Here is a 25,270-nt window from a genome sequence, read left to right on the forward strand (position 1 = left end):
CCGTGCCCGCTGACTGGGAGAAGCGTTTGTATCATTTGATCACACGTCCTGATGCCGATCTGGAACCCTTTCGTTCCGAGGTGGAAGCACTTGGCCTGCAAACGCAACACGATCCTGTTTTCAATCTGGTGTTTCTGAAGCCGGAGGCGGCTCTGCGGCTGGATGATGTGCAGGCGCTTCTGATGACCTCTGCAAATGGTGTCAGGGCCTTTGCGCAGAGCAGCAGCCGACGGGACCTGACCGTTCTGGCTGTCGGTGATTCAACGGCCCGTCAGGCAGAGCTTGCCGGTTTTGCGCAGGTTTTCTCCGCAAGCGGTGATATTGGCAGCCTTGTTCGTCTTGTTCAGGACAGGATCAGGACCGGAGATGGTGTCCTTTTCCATCCTGCGGCCTCTGTTCTGGCAGGTGAGCTGGGACAGGAACTCGAAGAACGTGGTTTTGATTACCGGAAAGAGGTTCTTTACGAGGCCCGCAAGGCTGATACCCTGAAGCCCGGGACAGGCCAGTTGCTGAAAGACGGCAAAATCGGGTCTCTTTCATTCTTTTCTCCCAGATCGGCACGAACCTTTATGGAGCTTGTCGCGCGAGCCGGGCTTGAAGACCATCTGGAGGGGTTGCCTGCCTTTTGTCTGAGCCCTGCTGTATGTGAAGCACTGGGGGAAAACCCTGCCTTGCAGGTGCTCACGTCGGAAAAGCCTGAACGCCTGTCGCTCCTGTCTTTGATGAAAAAGCGTCTTTCCCCTTTATAAAGCCGGGTTTGCCCCTATCTGTACTGCTGTACGTACGTTTGCGCTTTCGTGACTGGATTTTGATGGTTATCTGGCGCATAGTGAACAGAGATAACAGCAATTTTCAGTTTAAATTGTCTTGTTTGCCGAAACACTGACAGGGAATGAAGGGCACAAACGTGACCGATAGGAAAAAAGAAACACCGTCCCGGGACAATTCTCAGAACTCTGAAAGCCCAACTCAGGAAATCATCAATGCCTTTGGTGGCCTGAGGCCATTGGCCAAGGCACTGGGAGTTGCGGTCAGTACGGTGCAGGGCTGGAAGGAGCGGGATTCCATTCCGGCTGCCCGGCACGAGGAAATCCTGAAAGCTGCGGCAGACAAGTCCATCACTCTTGACGTTGCCAGAGTTCGCGCCAGTGACAGCCTGCAGGGCGAAGGAACGCAGGACCCTCAAAAAGAGGATGACAAGGCAGCTCCTTCGGGGAAAAGCGCGATCCCGACAGCAGGCAGCAAGGACAAGGTTGTCCAAAGTCAGACTGACAAAAAGACGGAACCTGTGAAAAAGGATGAAAGGCAGGAAGCTGTTTCCGACAAGGACAAGGTCGCCGTGGAGGCAAAACCGGTCAAAAAGGGAAGCAGTCTGTTCAGAAGTGCGCTTCTGGGGGCTGGTCTGACCGTTGTGGCCCTGGGGGCTGTCGTCTATTTCCGTGGTCACTGGTTGCCGCTGGTTGAAAAGCTTCCCATTGCTGCGGGCGGTGTGTCACAGCTTGCGCTGAGCGATGTTGATCAGCGCCTGAGCAGTCTTGAAGACGTTGTTTACGGACAGCAATCCTCTGCTGCAAACTCCGGGAAGCTGGAAAGTGATGTGCGCACCCTCAGGCAGGATTACAATCGTCTGTTTGCACAGCTTCGCGATCTCGGGGCTTCCGGTTCATCCTCTCCGTCGTCGGGCGGTTCGACAGATCTGTCCTCGCTTGAAACGCAGCTTCGCAATCAGGCGCGGCGGCTGGATCGTCTGGAAAGACGCCCGGCTGGTGATGGCACGGCTTCCGCCCCGGCTGTTTCGGCAGATGTGACAGGTCTTGAAAGCGAGATTGGCCGTCTGCAGGGCGAGATCTCCTCCCTGCGGGATCAGGTGGCCAACCAGCCCGTGGGGACAGCATCTCCGGTGACAGCACCGGGTGGTCAGGATGTTTATCTGGCTCTTTCCATTCTGCAACTGCGTGATGCGCTGAGAGGTTCTGCTCCCTTCGTCAGGGAGCTGGATCTGGTGCGGAATGTTGCACAGGGGCGTGATACGGTTCTGATGACCCTTGAGCCTCTGAACGGGATCGCATCAACGGGATTGCCGTCCCTGACCGGCTTGAAGACGGATTTTCCGGCCGTGGCGCGCGCTGTTGTTTCTGCCGACAAGATTGATGCTGCAGAGGGCTGGATTGAAAAGGCGGTTGGACGGGTGACAAATCTGGTGTCCGTTCGTGAAACCGGGCCTCAGGACGGACAGCAGGTTTCTGCTGTGCTCTGGCGTGCAGAGGAACTGTTGAGCGAAGATGATCTGGCCGGTGCAGTCCGCGAGCTGAGACAACTGCAGGGACCGACGCTTTCTGCCGCAGATGAGTGGCTGGTTCGCGCCGATCAGCGCTTGCAGGCGGCGGAAACCCTGAGACAGCTGACATCGCTGCTGGCGGGTGTGACCGAGCAAGGGGCCGTTCTTGAAAGTGGGGGGACTGCACAATGATTCACAAGTCCTTCCTTTATTTCCTGAAGCTGGCCGTGGTGGTGATCACGGCTGTCTGGATTGCGAACCGGCCCGGTATCGTTTCTGTTGAATGGTTGGGGTATCGTATTGAAACATCTGTTGGAATCGTCATTCTGATGGTTCTTGCCCTGCTGGTGGTGGTCGCCCTGCTCTATCGCTTCTGGCGCTCCGTTCTGGGCTTGCCCGGCCTTTGGGGGCGCTCGCGCAGGGAACGCAAGCGCAGTGCAGGCTATCATGCCCTGATGCAGGGAATGACAGCGGTTGCAGCAGGGGATGCCGCACTGGCGCGCCGTCAGGCTGACAAGGCCAGAAACCTGCTGAGTGATGAAGCGTCCCTGACACTCTTGCTGACAGCGCAGTCTGCACAGTTGTCAAATGATGAAGCGACAGCAACCAGAGCCTATGAAGAGATGATGGCGGTTCCGGAAATGGCCCTGCTGGGTATCCGGGGTCTGATGAATCAGGCACAGAAGCGCGGCGATGTTGACACGGCTCTGGCTCTGGCACGTCAGGCCCAGGCCATCAGCCCCAAAACACCCTGGGTTTCTGAAACACTCTTTGCCCTGTCCGAGCAGGTTGGGGACCTCTCCACTGCCGAGACGGCCCTGCTGCGCGCGACAAAAAGCGGGGCTGTGCCACGCAGTGATGCCGAACGAAAACGGGCAATCCTCAAGCGTGAACAGGCGGTCAAGCTGCTGGAAGAAGGCAAGGTGGGCGAAGCTCTTGCAGCTGCAAAAGCGGCCTACAAGCTGGTGCCGTCGCTCGTTCCTGTGGTCACAGTCTATGTTGAAGCCCTGATTCAGGCCGGTAACAAGCGCGATGCAAGAAAGGTCCTCAAAAAGGCCTGGGCTTCAGAACCTCACAGGGATCTGGCGACAGCTTTCCTGCTGTCCTGTGACGAGCAGGACCCTGTCAGGCAGGTCAGGGAACTGGCCCTGCTGGTCGACAGCAAGGCAGATCACCGTGAAAGCCATATTGTCATGGCCCGCGCGAACCTCAAGGCCCGCCTTTGGGGTGCAGCACGCCGTCATCTGGACGCCATTGCCGAAGAAAAACCAAGCCGGACTGTGTGTCAGTTGATGGCCCAGCTTGAACAGGGAGAACACGGGAATACAGCCAGGGCTGCAGAATGGCTGCAGCGTTCTGAAACCGCGCAGGTTCCCATGGCCTGGGTGTGCAGCAACTGTGGTGGTGCGGCCGATCACTGGACCGCTCACTGTGGACATTGTAACCAGCTTGACGGTCTCAGCTGGTCCCGTCCGGCCTGGCAAACCCAGGCTGAACCGGGCGCGGTGGACTTCCACGGGAAGGAACAACCTTCGCAGGATCCGGAAATCAGGGCAGCGGTTCCTGTGTCTGCGCCTGTGCCCACGGAAAAGGATGTGGCACCGGCGAGCTCTCTGCCTGCAGTGACAGACGGAGCGGAGAAAGACAAGGCCCGGACAGCCCTGGCCGCCGAGGAAGCGGTTCGCAAGCTGGGAGCCTGAGGGCTCTCAGCAAAAATCCCGACTGTTTTCTTCCAGCGCGTTCAGGAGGTCTTCGAAACCGCCTCGTCCTTCAATGTCGATTGTTGCAATGGACCAGTCCCCGTCCACATTGAAGAAGTTGAATGAAAAGAAAAATTGACCCTGATCTGCAAAGGCCAGCCAGATCACGCTGGCGATCTTGTCTTTGCACTGCTTCTTTCTGATAATTCCTTGAGAGAGAATGTTTCCGTAGAACTCTCTCTGACTCATGATGTTATCAAGCTGCGCTCTCATATCGGCTTTCTCGATATCCTCAGGGGTTAACCTTGGATCAGTGGTGAAAGATTCGAGAAAGACGTCATAGAAGGCCTCGTTGTCCAAAGCGACAATTGCCTCAATAAAATCATCAAGGGTTTCGTCCAGCTTGTCCTCTGCATGAGCCGATGAAAGCTGAACAAGTGACAAAAGGGCAGTCATACTGAAAAGCGCGAACAGTTTTTTCACTGGTTTTCTCCTCATTCGGATTGCCTTTGCGCCGGGCAAGGGAGGCTGTGCGCAAGGTATTGATTATTCAGGAATTTTTGTGCTGCCGGAATTAAACAGCAGGCTTATTTTTTTATTTGGCTGTTACAGTATGATTTCAGTTCTGCTGGAAAAGACTGCCAGAGATCTTTTGGTCTTCTGAACCGGCTTGCATTTTCCCGGGCTGCATTTTCAGTGTGGTCTGCTGCTGTCAGGGACCATCATCAGAGGGTCGCTCCGTTGCAGTGGCTGCTTCGTCGTCTGCTGCTGAACGTGCGGCGGAGGCTGCGATGGAGTGTTTTTGCTGCGTGCTCAGATCGCTTGCGGATTCATCGGCAAGGCGGACCGTGACTTCCTTGCTTGCAAAGCGAATGCCTTCCTGTTCAAAGAGTTCACGGATCGCGGCATAGACAACCTTGCGCGTCATGAACTGGTCCCCCGGCTTTGTCATGAACTTCACGCGGATGATCATGGCAGAGTCTTCCATCCGGTAGACGCCCTGGGATTTCAGCGGCTGCAGAAAGAGGTCGCCGACATCCGGATGGTCAAGCAATCGCTGCCCCAGTTTCTTGATCAGCTTGCGGACCCGCTCGACATCCGTGTCATAGGTCAGGCGCAAGGGGAGCTTCATCATGACCCAGTCGCGCGAGTAGTTGGTCAGCTGCTTGATTTCACCGAAGGGAACCGTGTGGAGCGGGCCATTGTGATGACGCAGCTGGAAAGAGCGCAGGGAGATTTTTTCCACCGTGCCGCGGATATTTTCCATCTCGATGTACTCGCCCTTGCGGAAGGCATCATCAAAGAGGAAGAAGCCCCCGGAGAAGATATCCCGGATCAGGGTTTGTGCGCCGAATCCCACAGCCAGACCGATGACGCCGGCCCCGGCGAACAGGGGGGCGACGTCAATGCCGAGGTTTGACAGGATGATCATGAGGGACAGGACGATGATCGAGACGACCAGCACATTCCGAACCAGCGGAAGAAGCGTTGCCAGACGACTGGCACTTTTTCCGGTCATTTCCTCACCGGGTTCGCCTTCTTCTGCGGGGTTGTCACTGTTTTCCTGTTCAAGCTGGTGATCAATGTAGACCGCGACACAGCGGTACATCATCCATCCCAGAAATATAATCATCAGCGTGTCGAAAAATGCAGTGATCGGGTGATGCTCCTCGGTTCCGACACTGATGTCCCAGGTTGTCATGACGAAACCGATGCCCAGAAGGGTGACCAGCACGCCGACGCCTTCTTCCAGAACCGTTTTGAAGACCGGCTTGAACACGGGCATGTCTTCGAGCTGTCTGGCAGACATCATTTTGTTGATGATCATCTCTTCATCGTCATCATCATCGTCTGTCCGGCCTTTCCGGGCTTCTGCAGCGCTCTTCTGTTCCGCTTCCAGCTCCCGTTTCTTCTGATCATGGGCCAGTTGCACACGTTCTTCAAACCGGCGTTGGCGCGCGGTATAGAAACGATCGATGAAAATCAGTGCGAAGGCATAGAGGGCAATACAGCCAATGACTGCAACGATTGGAGCGGCGATAACGGCAAGGGCGCTTGGCAGGCTCAGCAGTATTTTGTAGGTGCTGACAAGCAGGGCTGTTGCAAGATAGGCGAGGCTGATCACATGCCATTGGGATGCCAGAAAACGTCGCCAGAGTGATTTGGCTGATGGTTCGCCCACACCCAGAATGATTCCGTGGAACTGCTTTTTGTGTTTCAGCAGGCCATAACCGATTATCAGGGCGCAAAGGAGAAGCGAGCCTGTTACCAGAAGCTTCAGGGCATCCGGTGTCAGACCCAGCAGTTTGAGCCAGACAAAAAATGCGCAGATGACGATGACAACCGGCGCGATTGTACGCCAGTCGCTCTGCATCATGTCGGCGTCCCTGTCATCGAGATTGATCATGCGGTGCGAGGGCGTATCGGGGGCAATCAGATTAAAGAAAATCACGTGTCTGAAAATTCTGTAGGATGTGTAGGCGACAATGATAACCCCGATGGTTTCACGGCTTTCCTTGTGTCCGGAATCGAAGACCACCGCCACGACAGTTGCAAAGAGGGCCATAATCGAAACATTCACCAGAATGATCAGGGCCCGGAACATCAGATAGGAGATTTTCTCGGCCCGGTTCCGGGGGGCCGGATTGAAGAGGTCTTTGAAGTATTGCCGGCTCCAGCTCCGGGTGACCAGGGTACAGGCGGTTCCGCCAGCAGTGCCACCGGCTGCTGTCAGAAGGGCAATGCCAAGCCAGTTGAAGGTGCCATCGGGACTGACATCCCCAAGTGTTTTGATGATGCTTGTGCCAAGCTGTGGGGCTTTCGAAATGATTCTGAAAAACTCGGAGCGTATTTTCAGCGCCTGTTCACCCCAGCCGGGTCCTGTGTTCCGGACAGCACTGTCTTCCGTCTCCGGGGAGACGATAATGACGCTCAGTCCCTTGTCTTTTGCACTTTGAAGCAGGGGTTCCAGGTCCTGTGCAATTGGCGCATCTGACTGTGCCAAACCCTGCTGCGGTTGTAAAATCGCGAGAGCGGCAAGAAGTGCGAACAGGAGGCCGGTGATAAATCGGGGACTGTGACTCAACTCTTCTCCTTGCGCGGTATCATTCGAGAGAACAGCGCTTTCCCACGGGTTTCAGGGGAGATTTTCTCCACTGAATGTTCAGGCGGATTCACGGAAGACAGATTTCCGTGAAATCACAGGCCTCGTCTCTTCGGGATGGTTTCTGTTGGTTTGACAGGCATTGCCCTCAACTGTTTCCACCAAGTGCATCTGTCGCTGTTGCCTTATGATTTCGGAAACGATTTCAAATGGTTTCCCTGTTGTTACGAAACCATGGCTCCCGCCTGTCCGAGCGGGGTGATCCGGGCAGGAGTGAAACCTGCCGGATTCGGAAAAATGTAGCTGCAGAAAAGGCAGAACTCTTTGGAAATGAAGAGTTTGTATCCTGCCTGTTGAAGTGTGCCGGGAATTAATAAAGCGCTTTGAAGAGATCAGTCTTGCCCGTTAAAGGCCTTGTCTATTACCTTGCTGCCCAAGCGGTAAACGCAACGATAAAAAATCAGGGAAACAAGAGACATGACAGACCTGCAACAGTCCCAGGCTCCTTTGTGGAGTCCGTCTGCCGAACGCATTGAAAACGCGAACGTCACAGACTTCATGAAACGGGTATCCGAAAGCCACGGGATGCCTTCCGGATTTTCATCCTTTTCCGATCTGCACAGCTGGTCTGTGGAACAGCCTGAAGACTTTTGGTCAGCCCTTTGGGACTGGTCAGGTCTTGTCGGGGAGAAGGGTGCGGCTCCCTTTCTGAAACAGGATGCTGATCCACGCAAAAGCATCTGGTTCCCGGAAGCGAGGATCAACTTTGCGGAAAACCTCCTCAAACACGAGGGAAGCCAGGAAGCACTGGTTTTCTGGGGTGAAGAAGGTCGCAAGGCTGCCCTGAGCCGCGACGAACTGCGTGCGGAAGTCGCGCGCGTTGCCAGGGGCTTGAAGGATCTGGGTGTTGAGCCGGGTGACCGCGTTGCTGCGGTTGTTCCGAATATGCCGCAGGCCATCATTGGCATGCTGGCGACTGTTTCGCTGGGGGCTGTCTGGTCCTCTGCCTCTCCCGATTTCGGAGTGCAGGGGCTGATGGACCGCTTCGGCCAGATTTCCCCGAAGGTTCTGATTTCGGTTGATGCCTACGATTACAACAACAAGCGCCATTCTGTAACAGAAAAGGCCGAGGCTCTGGCTGCGCAGATTGATTCACTGGCTGCTGTCGTGATGATCCCGTGGGAGGGTGCCGGTGCACTGCGAAGCCATTCGATTGAAAAGGCTTCGGCCTGGGAAGCGCTGGGTGGCGGATCGCAGGATCACGAGCTGGAATTTGTCCGTTCCGGCTATGACCAGCCGCTTTTCATCATGTTTTCCTCGGGCACGACGGGTGTGCCGAAATGCATTGTGCACCGGGCCGGTGGCGTTTTGCTCAAGCATGTCAGCGAGCATTTGTTGCATGGTGATTTGAAAGAGGATGACAGCCTGTTCTTTTTCACGACCTGTGGCTGGATGATGTGGAACTGGCTGGTATCCGGTCTTGTGGCCGGTGCCAGGGTGATCTGTTTTGACGGTTCGCCCTTTGCGGGGACGCCCGATATTCTGTGGCGTCTGGCTGACGAGGAAGGGGTCACCCACTTCGGAACATCACCCAAGTATCTGGATACCCTCAACAAAATGGGCCTGCGCCCGGCTGATGATTTCAGGCTTGAGGCGCTGAGAACCCTCTATTCGACGGGTTCGCCATTGCTGCCGGAGGCCTATGATTTCATTTATGCCGCAATCAAGCAGGATTTGCAGATTGCTTCGATCTCCGGCGGAACGGATATTGTCGGCTGTTTCCTGCTCGGTGAACCGACCGCTCCTGTGTGGAAAGGACAGTTGCAGACTCCGGCTCTGGGCTGTGACGTCTGTGCACTGGATGGTGACGGCAACAGGGTGGCACAGGGTGAAAAGGGTGAACTGGTTTGCCGGAGCGCTTTCCCCTCCATGCCCCTGATGTTCTGGGGTGACGAGGATGGTGCGCGCTATCACAAGGCTTACTTTGCCCGCTTTGACAACATCTGGACCCATGGAGATTTTCTGGAGCAGACCGCACAGGGCGGCTTTGTGATTCACGGACGTTCCGATGCAACGCTCAATCCCGGAGGTGTCCGGATCGGAACAGCGGAAATCTACCGCCAGGTCGAGATCCTTCCGCAGATCCGCGAAGCGATTGTGGTCGGGCAGGACTGGGATGGCGATGTGCGTGTCGTCCTCTTTGTTGTCCTGCAGGATGACTGTCCGGAGCTGGATGAGGCGCTGGTCAAGACCATCCGGACACAGATCCGGACAGGCTGTACGCCCCGACATGTGCCGGCCAAGGTGCTTGCTGTTCAGGATATCCCGAGAACCCGCTCCGGCAAGATCACTGAGCTGGCGGTGCGCGATGTCGTCAACGGGCGAACTGTGGAGAATGTGGAAGCACTGGCAAATCCGGAAGCTCTGGAGTTCTTCAGGAACCTCCCCGAGCTGCAAAGTGACTAGGCCTGCACGGGGTTTTGGGTTTTCCTGTTGAAAAAGAGGCAGAATATCCGACAAAAAAGATCGGTTTCTGTCTCTTTTGACGGATTGTCCCATTGATTTTCTTCCGGAAAGTCCCAATATGGGTATCAGAAATCCGTGAAGTCTGATTCGCCTGTTCAGGTGTGTTGAACTTCCCGAACTTTAACCGGAGCTATACGGGGTTATCCCGGGTACACTGAAACTTTAGGGATCAGAGTGAGAAAGAGATGATGGAACGTCCTCAGTTTGATGGAATGACACGTCAGCAGGCCACCATGGCCGCTTATGACGAAGGCCTTCGCAAGTACATGCTGAAGGTATACAACTACATGGCACTGGCTTTGGTCATGACCGGACTGACAGCTTTTGGCGTGTCCCAGAGCCCTGCGATGATGCAGGCGATCTATGGCACACCGCTGCAGTGGGTTGTGATGCTCGCGCCACTTGGTTTTGTTTTCTTCCTCTCTGCAAAGATTCACAGCATGAAGCCGGCCACGGCCCAGATGGTTTTCTGGGTTTACGCTGTTCTGATGGGAATTTCCCTGTCGTACATCTTCATGGTCTACACCGGCGCTTCTGTTGCCCGCGTTTTCTTCATCACAGCCGGTTCCTTCGCTGGTCTGAGCCTTTACGGCTACACAACCAAGCGTAACCTCGGCCCTCTTGGTGCAGCGCTGGGCATGGTCCTGATCGGGCTGGTCATTGCAATGGTGGTGAACATCTTTGTTGCCTCCTCTGTCATGCACCTGATCATTTCCCTTGTTGGTGTTGTTGTCTTTGCCGGTCTGACGGCCTATGACACGCAGCAGATCAAACTGTCCTATTCCGAAGCGATGTCTGCGGAAGACGGTGAGCGCATGGCGATCTTTGGTGCGCTGCGTCTCTATCTGGACTTTATCAACCTCTTCATCATGCTGCTGCAACTGCTGGGCAACCGCGAGTAGGCAGTGTGAGCCTTCCAAGGAAAAACCCCGTCTGAAAAGGCGGGGTTTTTTGTTGTGCTGTTTCGCCAAACTCGATTTTACTGTGCCAGTCAGCTTCGGAGGACCTTGTCCTGCAGGTCTTGCGGCAGGTTCCGGGCGCAGTGTTCTGTCAGTGCGGCGATCGCGTTGTTCAGCGGAGCGCTCTTTGTGTCCTGAATGTCTTCTTTGAGGAGCAGTTCGATCATGTCCAGATGGGCCTTGATCACAGCCTGGATGTTCGCAAGCTCTCCTGTTTCAGGGGTGGTGTCCTGAAGAAACCTGATCATCAGATGGGCATTGCTGCCCAGAAGGGTGATGGCAGGGTAGCCAAAGCTCGCTCCCTGGCCTTTGACGTTGTGGAGAATGGCTGCCATTTCCGAGATGACATCCGCACGTGCTTCCTGCTTCTGATCTGCAAGACCGGAGATCAGCTTCTGAAGTGCGGAAATATCGTCCTGTGCTCCACTGCGGTAGAGTGTTTTCAGTTCTTCCGGCGAGAGCGGTTTCTGATCGGGCAACGCATTTATCCTGTTCAAAGAATTATAAAAAAGTCTTTTTATTGCTATGAGATTAACTTCTTGAAAGTGCCCTTGTCGACAGGGAACTTGGAAAAAGCCCTCAAAAGGGTTTTGACGCTGAGTCAGCAGCAGGGCTATAACCCTTTATGACGATGAACAGGTTCTTCAGGTTTTTTCCCGCATGACTATGGAAGCAGAGAGACTGGCTCCATCAGCCGGTACTCCCTTTGTGACGGCTGACGAACGCCCTGCAGACATTCTGCAGAGGGTTTTCGGCTATGGTTCCTTTCGCGGGGATCAGGAGGCCATTATCCGGCATGTGGTTTCAGGCGGAGATGCACTGGTTCTCATGCCGACAGGCGGGGGGAAATCCCTGTGCTATCAGATCCCGGCTTTGTGTCGGGAGGGGCTGGCTGTTGTTATCTCGCCGCTGATTGCCCTGATGCAGGATCAGGTGACGGCTTTGCGTGAAGCCGGTGTTCGTGCGGCCTCTCTCAACTCCTCCCTGGATTTCAGTGAAGTCCGTTCCATCGAGGGGGTCATGCGTTCCGGAGAGCTGGATCTGCTTTATGTGGCCCCGGAAAAGCTGATGACAGAGCCTTTTCTGGATCTGCTGGAGCGGTGCAGGCTGTCTCTTTTTGCAATTGACGAGGCACACTGCGTGTCCCAGTGGGGACACGATTTCAGGCCCGAGTACCTTCAGCTTGCTGTTCTCAAGAACCGCTTCCCCGGAATTCCGCGCATTGCCCTGACGGCCACGGCAGACGGACCGACGCGGAAGGATATTGTCGAGCGGCTGCACCTGCAGAGCGCAGAGCAGTATGTGGCGGGGTTTGACCGCCCGAATATCCGCTACCGTGTGGGCCTGAAGACGGCTCCCAAGCGGCAGCTTGAAAGTTTCCTGCAGGACCATGAGGGGGAAGCGGGCATTATCTACTGCATGTCCCGCAACAAGGTCGAGGACACGGCACAGATGCTTCGGGCTTCGGGCTACAATGCGCTGGCCTACCACGCCGGGATGAGCAAGGAGGAGCGTGCACGAAGTCAGGACAGCTTTATCCGCGATGATGCTGTGATCATGGTGGCCACGGTGGCTTTCGGGATGGGAATCAACAAGCCCGACGTCCGCTTTGTGGTGCACCTCGATTTGCCGAAATCCCTGGAAGCCTACTATCAGGAAACCGGGCGCGCCGGGCGGGATGGCCTGCCGGCAGAAGCCTGGATGATTTACGGCACCAATGATCTGGCGCGTTTGCACCAGATGGCTGCCCAGTCCGAGGCTTCGCAGGAGCAGAAGCGTGTTGAAAAGCGAAAGCTGGACGCCCTGCTGGGCTTTTGTGAAACCGCGCGCTGCCGCCGTCAGGTGGTGCTGGAGTATTTCGGGGAGAAGGGAGCCACGCCCTGTGGCAACTGTGACACCTGTCTGGAGCCGGTCGAGACCTTTGAAGGCACCGAAGCTGCACGCAAGGCGTTATCCTGCGTCTATCGGAGTGGACAGTCCTTTGGCTCTGCCCATGTGATTGATCTGCTTCTTGGAATTTCGTCGGAAAAATGCACGCGCTTCGGGCATGACCAGCTGAGCACCTTTGGCATTGGGACAGAATTCACGAAAAACGAATGGCGCTCTATTTTCAGGCAACTGATTGCCCTGGGCTATCTGACGGTCGACAACGAAGAGTACGGGGCTTTGAAGCTGACGCCGGAATGTCGTCCTGTTCTGCGAGGGGAACAGGATGTCGATTTCAGGCGTGATCCTTCCTCCAGAGGAAGAGGAGGATTGAAAAGCCGGACGAAACGGAGTTTTGGTCCTGCACTTGCCATTGAAAGCAGTCGGGATCAGGCTCTTTTCGATCGTCTGAAGGCTCTGAGGCTGGAGCTGGCAAAGGAGCAGTCCCTGCCGCCCTATGTCATTTTCAACGACAAAACGCTTTTCGAAATGGCAACGGTACGCCCCTCGACACTTGAGGCCATGGAAGATCTCTACGGGGTTGGCAAGCGCAAGCTTGAGCGGTACGGCCCGGCTTTCCTGTCTGTTATTCAGGAAGAGACTGACTGAATTCAGGAGCGTCCGAGCTTGTCCAGATAATAGCCCTGGAAGAGCTTGATCCCGAAGCTTTGGCCCACTTCAAGCGCTTCCTGGGACCCGCAGCGACAGAGGATCACACGCTCGGGATTTGTATCCTGGATGGTTTGGCGCAGGTCATCCCCGCGTTTTGTGCGAACAAGACGCGACAGGTCCGGATCCCATTTCATCTTGACCAGATCAACGCCGATTTTCTGGCGATCGATCAGGGCCAGTGAGCGATGGCACATGCCGTCAAGGCAAAGCTTGTAGCCGCGTTCGTGCAGGAAGTCGCGGGCAAAGAAGAAGTTGCCCAGATCGCTGAAAATATCTGTGGCCTGCAACTCGATGATGATGGATTTGCGAACCTCTTCGCGCAGTGTTTCATCGAACTTCAGAAAAGAGTCGGACAGGATGCTGTCGACGTTGATGTTCATGCTGTAGGCGCGCTTGAGGCTGGAATCATCGTTCTGGGCGAGAATGGCCAGCATGCGGCGGTCAAGATGACGCGTCAGTTCCTGAAAGAGCCAGCGGTTCGCCAGCAGGTCGTGATTGGGCGTCAGCGATGTCTGAAGGGTCTCGATGGAAAAGAAAAGCTCCTTGAACAGGGGCTCCGGTTTGCCTCCGTTGGAAACCAGATAGACATTCTGGCGTTTCATCATGGCGGTCAGGTCAGCCTGCTTGATGGCCTTTGACAGGCTTTCCAGCTGTTCCGGTCTGATCGGCGTTGTCTTCTTGTTCTGGCCATCCAGAGCCTTGGCGCCGAGCAGCTCAGAGCGCTCGCGTGCCTTTGCGCGTGCGGCTTCTGTTGCCTTTTCCTCGGCCATGGTGTGGAATTCGTCGATCTGTGTGACGAGATCGTACCAGGAACAGAAGGCGTCTGCGGCCAGTTCCGGATTTCCGGCAAAGAAGGGATCGTCGGAAAAGAGGCCGCGAACACGGGCAATGACCTCTTCGATGTCATTGACAGTCGCATTCTTTGTGATCAGGACCAGGTCCTTGTCGGACAGGGTGAATATCGCCCCTTCAAAACGGGTTGCAAGGTCTTCCAGAATATTTTTGATAATCCGGATATGATAGTCTTTCTGATTGTCCTGATGTAGTTTGGACAGGTGGACAACGTTGGCAATCCGACCCTCGGCGGCTCTTGAAATGCGCGTTATGAAATCCAGAAGGATATTTTCCTGCCCGCTGGTTTCTGAAAGACGTGAATTCTGGACCATGAAGCTGCTCTGAAGTGGGGGGTTACTCTTTATGGGTCGCGAATCTTATAAAAATGCTGCTTTTCCCACAATCCATCCTACAGTAAATGACACAGAAAAGTTAAAAAGTCCCCTGCTTTTGTGTCAAAAGACTATCATCCGGGCTGCTTTTTGATCTGCGGTAATGGCTTTTTGCTTTTTTGCTCCTGTTCGTTTAAATCATTCGCAGGCCCTGCGTTTTTTCCAAGGCGCCGGATGCCTCAAATGAACGATTGATGCTTTTACATTTTCTGGCTTTGGCATGTCCGATTCTTCTCGTCTTTCCGGTGATCGCAACGACCTCAACCCTGTTGATCTGATTCAGGCTGTCTCAAATCTTGCAGGGGGACGGGTCATTACCCTGGGGGATGTTATGCTGGACCGTTTTATTTACGGTGCTGTAGAGCGCATTTCTCCCGAGGCGCCGATACCGGTTCTGAAAATCTCCCGGCGAACATCCATGCTGGGCGGGGCAGGCAATGTCCTGCGCAATCTGACCTCCCTTTCTGTTTCAACGGGCCTGATCGCCGTGATTGGCGATGACAGTGTCGGCTTTGAGGTTTCTAGACTGGTCGAGGACGAGGAACAGGGGGCGGCCGAGGGTCTGATTGCCGTTTCCGAACGGCCCACAACGATCAAGGAGCGCTTTATTGCCAGCAACCAGCAGCTCCTTCGTGCAGATATGGAAGAGGCAGGCCCCCTTTCCGACGAGGTCAGGGCTGTCCTGCTGAAATCCATCGCCAATCATCTGGATCAGGCGGGTGCGCTCATTCTTTCCGACTATGGCAAGGGTGTTCTGGAAGCAGATGTTCTCCAGCAGGCGATCACACTGGCGCAGGCCAGGGGTTGCTGGATTTTGGCAGACCCGAAAGGGCGCGATTACAGTATCTATCGCGGGGTTTCCCTGATCACTCCGAACCGCAAGGAGCTGCAGGAGGCGACAGGCCTGCCGGTTCTCGGGGACGAGAATATTGTCCGTGCCTGTCAGCAGCTCATTGAAAACTGCGGTGTCGGTGCTGTTCTGGCAACACGCAGCGAGGAGGGGATGACCCTTGTCACTGCGGAGGGATCCGTAACCCACTTCGCAGCAGAAGCCCGTGAGGTTTTTGATGTATCCGGTGCGGGTGACACCGTTGTTGCCGTTGTTGCCGCTGGTCTTGCTGCGGGCCTGCCGATGATCGACAGTGTTTATCTGGCCAATGTTGCTGCGGGCCTTGTTGTGGGCAAGACCGGTACTGCTGTTGCCACGCCTTCTGAAATTCGCCAGGCCCTCAGGGACCGGAGCAATCTTCTGGGTTCTGTGGGGCAGGTCAGCGATCTGGACAAAACGCTGGAACGGATCAGGGGCTGGCGCGAGCAAGGCCTTGTTGTCGGCTTTACCAATGGCTGTTTCGACATTTTTCACCCCGGCCATGTGTCCATCCTCCATCAGGCGCGCTCACAGTGCGACCGGCTTGTGGTTGGCCTGAACACCGATGCCTCGGTCAGACGCCTGAAGGGTGAAAGTCGTCCGATCCAGTCCGAAGAAGCGCGTGCCGCAGTGGTTGCCGCCAATGAGTCCGTTGACCATGTTGTTCTGTTTGATGAGGACACGCCGCTGGATCTGATCCGTGCGATCCTTCCGGATGTTCTGGTAAAGGGGGCCGACTATACCGAAGAGCAGGTTGTTGGCGGGGCCGAAGTCAAGGCAGCTGGCGGACGGGTTTTCCTGGCGAAGCTCGAGGATGGCCATTCCACAACCGATACCGTGAAAAGAATTCGTGCAGCAGAAACTGCAGAAAAGACGGGGATACAAAAATAATATCCCTGTCCGGACCTGATGATAAACCATCTACTCGAAAAAAGAGAGTGTGACGCAAACCATGACTGAGACATCTTCCAAAATCCGGCGCGCCCTGGTGTCGGTATCCGATAAAACCGGCCTGATCGAACTGGGGCAGGGGCTTGCCGATCTGGGTGTTGAAATCCTCTCCACAGGCGGTTCGGCAAAGGCTCTGAAAGACGCCGGCGTTGCCGTGAAGGAAGTCTCTTCTCACACCGGGTTTCCGGAGATCATGGATGGCCGGGTCAAGACCCTGCACCCGACAATTCATGGCGGTATTCTGGCACGCCGTGATCTGGAAACACATCTTCAGGCGATGGACGAGCACGGGATTGCACCGATTGATATGGTCGTTGTGAACCTCTATCCCTTCGAGGCGACAGTGACCTCCGGTGCGGACTATCAGGCCTGTGTCGAGAACATTGACATCGGCGGTCCGGCGATGGTGCGTGCCTCGGCCAAGAACCATGCCTCTGTCACGATTGTGACAAATCCCGCAGACTATGCCGATGTTATCGCGGAACTGAAGGCAAGCGGTGGTTCCACCAGCTTTGCCCTGCGTCAGAAGCTGGCTGCACGTGCCTATGGTCACACAGCGCGCTATGATTCCATGATTGCGGGCTGGCTGGAGAAAGAGCTGGGGAATGCTTTCCCGCCGGAAATCACACTGGGTGGCAAGTTGCAGGATGTCCTGCGTTACGGCGAGAACCCGCATCAGGAAGCTGCGGTCTATCAGTCCATGGAAAAGCGTCCGGGGGTTGCTTCTGCGATCCAGCATCAGGGCAAGGCCCTGAGCTACAACAATCTGAATGATACGGATGCTGCCTTTGAGCTGGTGTCCGAGTTTTCCGAGCCGGCTGTGGCGATTATCAAGCATGCAAACCCTTGCGGTGTCGCATCTGCTGCAACGCTCTCCGAAGCCTATGCAAAGGCACTGTCCTGTGACCCTGTTTCTGCCTTTGGCGGTATTATTGCGGTCAACCGTTCGCTGGATGCGGCAACGGCCGAAGAGATTTCCAGGCTCTTTGCAGAGGTGATTATTGCTCCGGAACTGGACGATGCAGCAAAGGCTGTCCTGGCTGGCAAGAAGAACCTGCGTGTGTTGACCACGGGTGGTATGGCTGATCCTGCGGCCGGCGGGATGACGATGAAGACAATCGCGGGCGGTTTCCTGCTGCAGAGCCGGGATTCCGGCTGTATCCGGGAAAGTGATCTCAAGGTGGTGACCAAGCGTGCGCCGACAGAGCAGGAGATGAGAGATCTGCTCTTTGCCTTTCGCGTGGGCAAGCACGTCAAGTCCAATGCCATTGTCTATGTGAAGGACGGTGCAACAGTCGGTATCGGGGCAGGGCAGATGAGCCGGGTTGATTCCTCGCGGATCGCAGCCTGGAAGTCTGCCGAGGCATCAGAGGCCGCAGGTCTGCAGGAACCTGCAACGAAGGGCTCTGTTGTATCTTCGGATGCCTTTTTCCCCTTCTCCGACGGGCTGCTGGCTGCGGCTGCGGCCGGAGCAACTGCTGTGATCCAGCCGGGGGGCTCCATGCGTGATGACGAAGTGATTGCGGCTGCGGACGAGGCTGGTCTGGCGATGGTCTTTACAGGGATGCGTCACTTCCGCCACTAGGGCTGCCTGCCGGGTCTGCCGTGGCAGACAGACAAAACACAGGATCTGTTTGGGAAGAAGCTGCCGGTCGTTGGAGGCCAGCAGCTTTTTTTTGTGAGCCTGATCTAACGCTGTCGCATCTTCATCTTCGCACGTGTCGTTTTCTGAAAAAATAAAGTCGGTTTGTGTTCTTTTTGCTGTTGACAACATAAGGAAATACATTAAACATAAAGACATAAACATATCCTTATGTAGATGGAGATATCCGATGTCCGGACTGCCTGATCTTTCTTTTGAAGTGTTTCCGCCATCCACGGAGCTTGGCTTTCAAAAGCTTGAGACTGTCCGGATGATGCTGCGTGAATTCAAACCGGCTTACTGGTCTGTGACCTTTGGTGCGCAGAATGCGGATCAGGAAAAATCCACAGAAGCTGTGACCCGGCTTGCAGAAAGCTGGAGTGACCAAGAGACCCTTCGCCCGCACATTACTGCTGGTGGATTGACATCAGGGCAGGCAGAGCGGCTTCTGGAACACTGGAAGGATCTGGGAATTCGCAATCTGCTGGTGCTCAGAGGTGATCAGAGAGCTTCCGGAGAGACGATGGAAAGCAGTCTGGAGCTCCTCGGGCTGGTGCAGCGGACAGGGGGCTTTGATACCTCTGTTGCCTTCTATCCGGAGGGTCATGCTGACAGCCGCTCGATTGAAGCTGATCTCGATTATCTGAAACGCAAACAGGATCTCGGCGCAACGCGTGCGATCAGCCAGTTTTTCTATGATCCCGGCAAGTTTCTCTCCTTCCGGGACAAGGCTGTCGCTGCAGGGGTCACACTTGATCTCGTGCCGGGAATCCTCCCCGTCCATGATCTTTCGCGGGTAACGGCCTTTGCACAGCGTTGTGGTGCTTCCATTCCACTGGATTTGCGGGAGGCCTTTCTGGAGAAGGTCAATCCCTACCAGCGTGAGGCTGTGGCTGTTGAAAAATGCCTGTCACTTTGTCTGGAGCTGATTGCAGAGGAGGTTCCTGCCTTACACTTCTATACGCTGAATCGAAGTGAAATTGTCCAGAGAACCCTGCATGCCCTTGAGTTTTTTCTGGGAGATCGCTTTGCCGGCAAACGGGGCCGGAAAAAGTCCTCTGCTCAGAAAGCGATGTCCAGACCGACATCAAAGTTCGGTGCCGAGTGGGTCAGCCAGCCGAGAGAAAGAACATCGACACCGCTTTCAGCGTAGGCGCGTGCCGTTTGGGGTGTGATGGAGCCGGAGGCTTCGGTGATGGCCCGTCCTTTGACAAGGCGAACGGCTTCTTTCAGGGTTTCGGGTGTCATGTTGTCCAGCAACACGACATCCGGCCCGAAAGGGAGGGCCTGTTCCAGCTGCTCCAGCGTGTCGACTTCCAGCTCGATTTTAACCAGGTGACCCACGGCTTCACGGGCCGCTTTGATGGCATCTCCGATCTTCCCGCCAACGGCGGCGACATGGTTGTCCTTGATCATGACGGCATCAAAAAGGCCGAAGCGGTGATTGTGCCCCCCACCGCAGCGGACGGCATATTTTTCAAAGGCTCTCAGGCCGGGCGTTGTCTTGCGCGTACAGGTTACACGTACAGGTAAATTCCCAACGGCATCAATGATCTGCTGTGTTGTCGTGGCAATGCCGCTCAGCCGGCCCATAAAATTCAGGCCGACGCGTTCTGCTGACAGAATGGATCTGGCCGGGCCGGAGAGCCTCGTGAGCTCTTCACCTGCAGTGCATTTTGATCCATCCGTGACGAGAACCTCTGCAGTGACGCTGCTGTCCATCATCGCCATGGCTGTCAGAACAAAGTCCTGTCCGGCCAGACAGCCGTCCTTCCGGGCGATAACTGTTGCTTCAAGCTTTGCATCCCGGGGGATAATGGCTTCGGTTGTGAGATCGCCAGCCATGCCGAGATCTTCTTTCAGGGCAGAGCGAACCGCGTCTTCTACAAGGAACCTGTTCAGTTGTGGTCTGTGCATTTCGGGGTCTCGCTAAAGCTGGGCATGCAGCCAAAAGTGATTGTCAGGGGCTTTTGATACCGCGCGTCTGTGCCTCTGGCATCTTCGCGGAAGTGAGCGCCACGGCTTTCCTGCCGGGCCAGTGCGCAGAGGGCGATCAGGCGTCCGCTGATCAGAAGTTCACTGATTCGGTGGTGCTTTGCCGGTGGGCTCAGGGCCGTTTGGTCGAGGAACGTCAGATAGCTGTTGAGTGCCGTCGCATTTCTGACAACTCCCAGGGCTTTGAAGCTTTCGCGTTGTATCCTGCCGATCAGTTCTGTCTGTTCTGTTGTCAGAGGGGCAACAGCGCTGTTTTCTGTGTCATCTGTTTCCAGACCGGAATCTGTTGGCGGACTGTCGACCAGATCGGTTGCAACCTGTCTGCCAAAAACCAGCGCTTCAAGCAGGGAGTTGCTGGCCAGGCGGTTTGCGCCGTGCAGTCCGGTGCAGGCGGCTTCTCCACAGGCCCAGAGACCCTCGAGGGAGCTGCGTCCCCGGGCATTTACCCTGATTCCGCCCATGTGGTAATGCACGGCAGGGACAACGGGAATGGCTTCTCTTGAAGGGTCAATGCCGATTTCCTGGCAGAGTCTGAAAACAGTCGGGAAATCCTTGGCAAAACGCGGCCCGATTGCGGTTGTACAATCCAGTTTGGGCTCGCGGCCCTCGCTCCATTCCCTGAAAATGGCACGGGCCACCTCGTCACGGGGCGCCAGCTCCTGCTGCGGGTGTTGTGCCATAAAGCGTTCCCCCCTGTTGTTGAGCAACACAGCGCCCTGACCGCGCAGGGCCTCTGTTGCGAGGGGTTGGGGAACGCCCTGTTTGAAGCGGGGACCACCATCGATAGATGTCGGGTGAAACTGAACGAACTCAAGGTCTGTCAGCTGTGCACCGGCCCTTGCAGCAAGGGCAAGGCTGCTTCCGCGAATGGCCGCCGGGTTTGTGGAGCGGCTGAAAAGCTGACCAACGCCACCGGTGGCGAGAACTGTTGCCTGCGCAGACTGGGAATAGGGCCTGTCCTGATTTTCCTGCCTCAGAAGTGCACCGCAGATCCGGCCGGTTTCACTCTTGAGAAGACTGATGACCTCCGTTTCTTCGCGGAGTTCAATGGACGGGCAGTTCCCGACAGCGGTTTTGAGCGCGGCCATCACGCTGGCCCCTGTGCTGTCCCTGCCGGAATGGGCGACGCGATTGTGCTGATGAGCAGCTTCCCTGCTCAGGCTGTAGGTTCCGTCTTCCCTGTCAAAGACAACCCCCTGCTTTTCAAGCCACTCAATTGCATCCGGGCCTGCGTCTGTAACCAGTTTGACGATTGCCTCGTTGCACAATCCTCCACCGACAGCGATGGTGTCTCTGGCATGATCACCGGGAGTGTCGTCGGCTCCGAGAGCAGAGGCAATACCGCCCTGGGCCCATGCCGAAGAGGCATCAACGGCAAAACGACCGCTTGTCACCATGATGATACGGGCTTCCGGTTTCTGCTCTGCCAGATGCAGGGCCGTGCTGACAGCGGCGAGGCCTGCTCCGAGAATCAGGACCTCTGCAGGAGGGGGCGGTGTCCGGTTCATGCCTTTTTCAGATCCAGCATTTTCTGAATGGCCTGACGGGCGGGTGCTTCGTGTTCGGGATTGATGGTGACCTCATTGCGCATGTGAAGCAGGCAGTCACGGATGTTCATCAGCGTGATCTTTTGCATGTGAGGACAGAGATTGCAGGAGCGAATGAAGCGGGTCGCCGGGTTTTGGGAGGCAATGTTGTCACTCATGGAGCATTCGGTGATCAGGACGACCTCTTCAGGCTTTTTCTCTGTGACATAGTTTGCCAGAGCTGTTGTTGAGCCGGAAAAATCCGACTTCTCGACAACCTCTCTCGGACACTCCGGATGTGCGAGAATGGTGACATTCGGATAGACCTTGCGCAGACGGTCAATCTGCTCCGGCGTGAAGCGTTCGTGGACTTCACAGCGCCCCTGTTCCCAGGTCAGGATTTCCACATCTGTTTCTGCTCCGACATTGGCGGCAAGATAACGATCCGGAATCAGCAGGACGCGGTCTGCTCCCAGCGAGTTTACAACCTCCACGGCATTGGCCGATGTGCAGCAGACGTCTGTTTCCGCCTTGACCTCGACAGAGGTGTTTACATAGGTCACGACAGGAACACCGGGATAGGTTCGCTTCAGCATGCGGACATCATCGCCGGTGATCGATTCTGCGAGGGAACATCCGGCCTCTGGATCGGGGATCAGGACCGTCTTGGAGGGGTTCATCAGCTTGGCTGTCTCGGCCATGAAGTGGACACCTGCTGAAACGATGACGTCGGCTTCCACATCCATTGCCTTTTGCGCGAGTGCGAGTGAATCCCCGACGATATCGGAGACGCAGTGATAGATATCGCGGGTCATGTAGTTGTGCGCCAGAATGACGGCGTTGCGTTCTTTCTTGAGGCGGAGAATTTCGTCAATCCAGGGAGCGAGGACCGGCCATTCCTCGGCAGAGATGGCATCCCTGACCCGTTCGAAGACAGGTGCCATCCGGGCTTCGACCTCCGGAGTGAACTCCGGCTCTTCAAGCCAGTTCTGGACGGAAGCGGTGGTTTCTTGTGCTTGTACCATCTCTTATTCTCTTTTTGAGCATATTATTGTTCTAAAAGAAGGGCGCAGGATTTGCACCGTTTGGACCTTATGCTAGAAATGAGTATTAATCTTGTCAAGAGACTTTGACAAACCGGCTGTACCATGGAAGATGGAGCCTGAAAAAAGCAAACAATGTGAGAGGTTTGACTAGAAACCCAGAGCTTGCCGTTCGCGCAGGACCTCTCTCCTGAATCGGAATTCCGCTGCCGGTCGTCCGCCTGTCTGGCTCAGGGTGCGCCCGGTTGTTTCGACGAGGCCCTTTGACTCAACCAGTCTTCTGAAGTTCTGTTTGTGGAGTTCTTCTCCGGACAGGCCCTCAACACATCGCTGCAACTGCAGAAGGGTAAAGCTTTCCGGCATCAGTTCAAAGACAACGGGGCGGTACTTGATCTTGCCGCGCAGCCGTCCCATGGCTGTTGCAAGGATACGTCTGTGATCAAGCGTCATGGCGCGGCCTGTCTGTATGGCCTGTGATGCGTCTGTGCAAGCCGGGCTTTCTGCGACCAGTCCGGCTTCATAGAGCAGTTCGTAGCGTTCCAGAACCATCCGTCCGTTCCAGGGGGTGTCATCCAGGCCAAAGACAATGGAAGCGCGTTCCAGGCGGGAGGTCTGTTCGCTTTTGCCGATTTCAGCCGCACTGGCCCATTCGGTAATCCGCCCTTTCAGCCATTGCAGAATCGCAGGCTCACCGCTTCTCCAGTCTTCCCAGGGAAAATAGTCATACCAGTCGTGCCAGACAGCATGGCCCTGCAGGGACTGGGGAATGGTTGTTTCGTTGACCAGCCCCAGATAGCCGACAGAGATAACCCGGGGGCCTCCCAGCTCTTCTCCCGGTACGCGCCCCTGATCACCAAAGGTGTAGAGCTGTTCGACGTACCCGAGCTCCTGCTGCGTCTGTTCGGCCACCCAGCTGCGCAGTCCCTCTTCGAGGGTGCGGTGCCGCTCGGGATAGAAAGGGCCGAAGGGCAGGGCTTCGCGACTCTTCAGATCGTTGTTGCTGTCCCGTTCTCCCGGCAGGGAATTGCTGGGCAGGGTGCGTTGCGATACGGCACCCTGCTGAACCAGAAGCGTTTCGGTTGTGTGTTTGACAACCAGAACTTTGGGTTGTCCTTCATTTGCGGCAACAATCACTGCATTCAAACCAATAGCGACATGTTGCGACATAAATGAAAAATCCTTTTTATTATCAAGGGTGGTAACAATATCTTGATCTCTTTGCGAGAACCCGTTTAAAAGTTATGCCTAGTCTTTCAAGGGGGAAGCAAATGAAAAAATTATTGTGTGTTGCCTTCGCGGCATTTGCACTGGCCGGATGTCAGACAACAGCAGAAAGCAATCGTGCGCCTGAATATCTGCCTGATGAGCAATGTCCTGTCAAAATCGGGAACAGTGAACACTATTCCTTTAACAGCAATGACTGCTATCGCAATCTGGTGCAGGACAATCTCTCCTATTATCATGTTGCGTCTTGGGAAGGTGTTCCTGCTTTTTCACAAGTTTACTTTCAGGAAATCGGAGGGTTTGGCATCTGGAAAAATGATCCCAATCCCAACAAAAAGGATATTTTCCGCTGGAATGCTTTCAAGGATGTTGATCTTGCTGACATCAAGGAGCTGAGTTGTGATGGCTTCAGCTGTTTCTCGGTGCCTCTGGCTGATTCCAAAATGCCTGATGGCAAGGCTGAGTGTGTCTGGTTCAGACGCAATTCTGCCAAGGGGAGAAGGGGTAGCAATGCCGGCGTAAACAATTTCTTTGACGGTTATTTCTGTGATGCAATCAAGGTGAAGGCCTTTACTGATGAAGAAGCTGCTCGGATCGTCGGCTATTACGATTTGAATGAGTAAATGTAAAAAAGGCCCGGATCATTTCCGGGCCTTTTTTACAATCCGAACAGTTTTCTGAAAAAGCCGCTCAGGCCTCGCTCATACCCATCTTGGCCCGTTTTTTTTTGACGTAGCTTTGATGATAGTCCTCGGCTTCATAGAATGTTGTCGCGGGCACAATCTCTGTTGCAATCGGAGAGGAAAAAACACCGGCAGCATCGTGACGGGTCAGGGATATCCGTGCTGCCGAGGCCTGCTCTTCACTGTGTGTGAAAATGGCAGAGCGGTACTGGGTGCCGACATCCGGCCCCTGACGGTTCTTCTGGGTCGGGTCATGGCATTCCCAGAAGGCCTGAAGCAGATCGTCATAGCTGATGACGTTCCCGTCGTAAGTGATTTCGATGGCTTCGGCATGATTGGTGTCACCCGCACAGACTTTCTTGTAGTCCGGATCGTTGGTGTGCCCGCCGATGTAGCCCACACGCGTGTCGGTGACACCCGGGATTTGCTGGAAGTGATATTCAACGCCCCAAAAACAACCTGCGGCAAAGGTAGCGATTGCCATTCCTGATAACCTCCAAAGGGATATTCAATTCATCTTTGCCAAGCAGAGTGACAGATTTTGCCCAAAGGTCGAGTCTTTCTAACGGTGATGTGATCAGGCTCCTGTTTCTATCGGGTGTGGTTTTGTTGTGCTGGTGCATTTGGTTCACATTTGTATTTGAAAAGTGATTCTTTCTAAGGGTTTGCGGCCTTTGGGGGTGCAGGTCCGAATTATTTTACAAAAATGCAAAAAAAGGGGTTGCGTGTGTTGATCGAGTTCCTTAAAAGGGCCTTCACCGACGGGGCGGCGCGGTTGAGTGCGGCCCGGTTGGACGAGATTAAGGATCCTTTTGGGATCAGCTGTTTGACATAGTTTTTTGGAAGGGATGCGTAGGCGGCGGTTTGCTGTTTGTATCAGTAAAACTGTCGGTTTATGCATCATACGTGTACACACACATGTGTCTGTTTTCTTTAATGGAGACAGAA

Annotated in this window: 19 protein-coding genes; 10 read left to right on the forward strand and 9 right to left on the reverse strand. The window is 55.2% G+C overall.

All coding sequences use genetic code 11. The features are described 5' to 3' along the window. Positions 1–2 precede the first annotated feature (2 nt). The 3 genes from AAAH10_RS13880 to AAAH10_RS13890 all read left to right on the forward strand — a co-directional run bounded on the left by AAAH10_RS13880 (position 3) and on the right by AAAH10_RS13890 (position 3,978). Complete coding sequence (locus tag AAAH10_RS13880) at positions 3–749, forward strand: uroporphyrinogen-III synthase (RefSeq protein ID WP_343564585.1); 747 nt, start codon at positions 3–5, stop codon at positions 747–749. A 158-nt stretch (positions 750–907) separates the two neighbouring features. Then, positions 908–2,470, forward strand: a complete 1,563-nt coding sequence (locus AAAH10_RS13885; RefSeq protein ID WP_343564587.1) for a carph-isopro domain-containing protein — start codon at positions 908–910, stop codon at positions 2,468–2,470. Further along, positions 2,467–3,978 (forward strand): heme biosynthesis protein HemY, encoded by a 1,512-nt coding sequence (locus AAAH10_RS13890; RefSeq protein ID WP_343564590.1) that lies wholly within the window; start codon positions 2,467–2,469, stop codon positions 3,976–3,978. The genes AAAH10_RS13885 and AAAH10_RS13890 overlap by 4 nt, the downstream gene beginning before the upstream one ends. A gap of 6 nt (positions 3,979–3,984) precedes the next feature. Here AAAH10_RS13890 and AAAH10_RS13895 read toward each other — a convergent pair whose 3' ends face one another. Next, complete coding sequence (locus AAAH10_RS13895; RefSeq protein WP_343564592.1) at positions 3,985–4,461, reverse strand: hypothetical protein; 477 nt, start codon at positions 4,459–4,461, stop codon at positions 3,985–3,987. Positions 4,462–4,690: 229 nt separating this feature from the next. Beyond that, entirely contained in the window at positions 4,691–7,063 is a 2,373-nt protein-coding gene (locus tag AAAH10_RS13900; RefSeq protein ID WP_343564594.1) for a mechanosensitive ion channel family protein, read from the reverse strand. Between the two features lie 495 nt (positions 7,064–7,558). Here AAAH10_RS13900 and AAAH10_RS13905 point away from each other — a divergent pair, with 495 nt between their 5' ends. Further along, positions 7,559–9,547: an acetoacetate--CoA ligase gene (locus tag AAAH10_RS13905; RefSeq protein WP_343564596.1), complete on the forward strand. Its 1,989-nt coding sequence runs from the start codon at positions 7,559–7,561 to the stop codon at positions 9,545–9,547. Positions 9,548–9,792: 245 nt separating this feature from the next. Next, positions 9,793–10,509: a Bax inhibitor-1/YccA family protein gene (locus AAAH10_RS13910; RefSeq protein WP_343564598.1), complete on the forward strand. Its 717-nt coding sequence runs from the start codon at positions 9,793–9,795 to the stop codon at positions 10,507–10,509. Between the two features lie 89 nt (positions 10,510–10,598). Here AAAH10_RS13910 and AAAH10_RS13915 read toward each other — a convergent pair whose 3' ends face one another. Then, positions 10,599–11,045, reverse strand: a complete 447-nt coding sequence (locus AAAH10_RS13915) for a hypothetical protein (RefSeq protein ID WP_343564600.1) — start codon at positions 11,043–11,045, stop codon at positions 10,599–10,601. A 187-nt stretch (positions 11,046–11,232) separates the two neighbouring features. Between AAAH10_RS13915 and recQ the strand changes: the two genes are divergently transcribed. Then, the gene (recQ, locus tag AAAH10_RS13920) at positions 11,233–13,101 is read left to right on the forward strand and encodes a DNA helicase RecQ (RefSeq protein WP_343564635.1); all 1,869 of its coding nucleotides are present in this window, start codon (positions 11,233–11,235) and stop codon (positions 13,099–13,101) included. A 2-nt stretch (positions 13,102–13,103) separates the two neighbouring features. Here the strand turns inward: recQ and AAAH10_RS13925 are convergent, their stop codons facing one another. Continuing rightward, the gene (locus AAAH10_RS13925; protein WP_343564602.1) at positions 13,104–14,330 is read right to left on the reverse strand and encodes a hypothetical protein; all 1,227 of its coding nucleotides are present in this window, start codon (positions 14,328–14,330) and stop codon (positions 13,104–13,106) included. Between the two features lie 280 nt (positions 14,331–14,610). On the opposite strand from AAAH10_RS13925, the gene rfaE1 reads away from it, so the two are divergent. From rfaE1 to AAAH10_RS13940, 3 genes are all read left to right on the forward strand, one after another. Continuing rightward, entirely contained in the window at positions 14,611–16,149 is a 1,539-nt protein-coding gene (gene rfaE1 / locus AAAH10_RS13930; protein WP_343564604.1) for a D-glycero-beta-D-manno-heptose-7-phosphate kinase, read from the forward strand. Positions 16,150–16,210: 61 nt separating this feature from the next. Then, complete coding sequence (gene purH, locus AAAH10_RS13935; protein WP_343564606.1) at positions 16,211–17,794, forward strand: bifunctional phosphoribosylaminoimidazolecarboxamide formyltransferase/IMP cyclohydrolase; 1,584 nt, start codon at positions 16,211–16,213, stop codon at positions 17,792–17,794. Between the two features lie 247 nt (positions 17,795–18,041). Further along, on the forward strand, positions 18,042–19,004 hold the full coding sequence (locus tag AAAH10_RS13940; protein ID WP_343564608.1) for a methylenetetrahydrofolate reductase: 963 nt from the start codon (positions 18,042–18,044) through the stop codon (positions 19,002–19,004). Here AAAH10_RS13940 and nadC read toward each other — a convergent pair. The 4 genes from nadC to AAAH10_RS13960 all read right to left on the reverse strand — a co-directional run bounded on the left by nadC (position 18,914) and on the right by AAAH10_RS13960 (position 23,582). Next, positions 18,914–19,768 carry a carboxylating nicotinate-nucleotide diphosphorylase gene (gene nadC / locus AAAH10_RS13945; RefSeq protein ID WP_343564610.1) on the reverse strand — a complete coding sequence of 285 codons (855 nt, stop codon included), beginning with the start codon at positions 19,766–19,768 and terminating at the stop codon, positions 18,914–18,916. The genes AAAH10_RS13940 and nadC overlap by 91 nt on opposite strands. Beyond that, positions 19,750–21,354: an L-aspartate oxidase gene (locus AAAH10_RS13950; protein WP_343564612.1), complete on the reverse strand. Its 1,605-nt coding sequence runs from the start codon at positions 21,352–21,354 to the stop codon at positions 19,750–19,752. The genes nadC and AAAH10_RS13950 overlap by 19 nt, the downstream gene beginning before the upstream one ends. Further along, on the reverse strand, positions 21,351–22,397 hold the full coding sequence (gene nadA, locus AAAH10_RS13955) for a quinolinate synthase NadA (RefSeq protein WP_343564614.1): 1,047 nt from the start codon (positions 22,395–22,397) through the stop codon (positions 21,351–21,353). Before nadA ends, AAAH10_RS13950 begins: the two co-directional genes overlap by 4 nt. A 168-nt stretch (positions 22,398–22,565) precedes the next feature. Beyond that, entirely contained in the window at positions 22,566–23,582 is a 1,017-nt protein-coding gene (locus tag AAAH10_RS13960; RefSeq protein WP_343564616.1) for an NUDIX hydrolase, read from the reverse strand. 101 nt (positions 23,583–23,683) lie between these two features. On the opposite strand from AAAH10_RS13960, the gene AAAH10_RS13965 reads away from it, so the two are divergent. After that, positions 23,684–24,262 (forward strand): membrane lipoprotein lipid attachment site-containing protein, encoded by a 579-nt coding sequence (locus AAAH10_RS13965; RefSeq protein ID WP_343564618.1) that lies wholly within the window; start codon positions 23,684–23,686, stop codon positions 24,260–24,262. Between the two features lie 67 nt (positions 24,263–24,329). Here AAAH10_RS13965 and msrA read toward each other — a convergent pair whose 3' ends face one another. Then, positions 24,330–24,806, reverse strand: coding sequence for a peptide-methionine (S)-S-oxide reductase MsrA (msrA, locus tag AAAH10_RS13970; RefSeq protein WP_343564620.1), 477 nt, complete (start codon positions 24,804–24,806; stop codon positions 24,330–24,332). Positions 24,807–25,270 lie beyond the last annotated feature (464 nt).

This window comes from Carbonatibacter coralli (genome assembly GCF_039592655.1).
GTDB classification, from domain to species: domain Bacteria; phylum Pseudomonadota; class Alphaproteobacteria; order Kiloniellales; family Kiloniellaceae; genus Carbonatibacter; species Carbonatibacter coralli.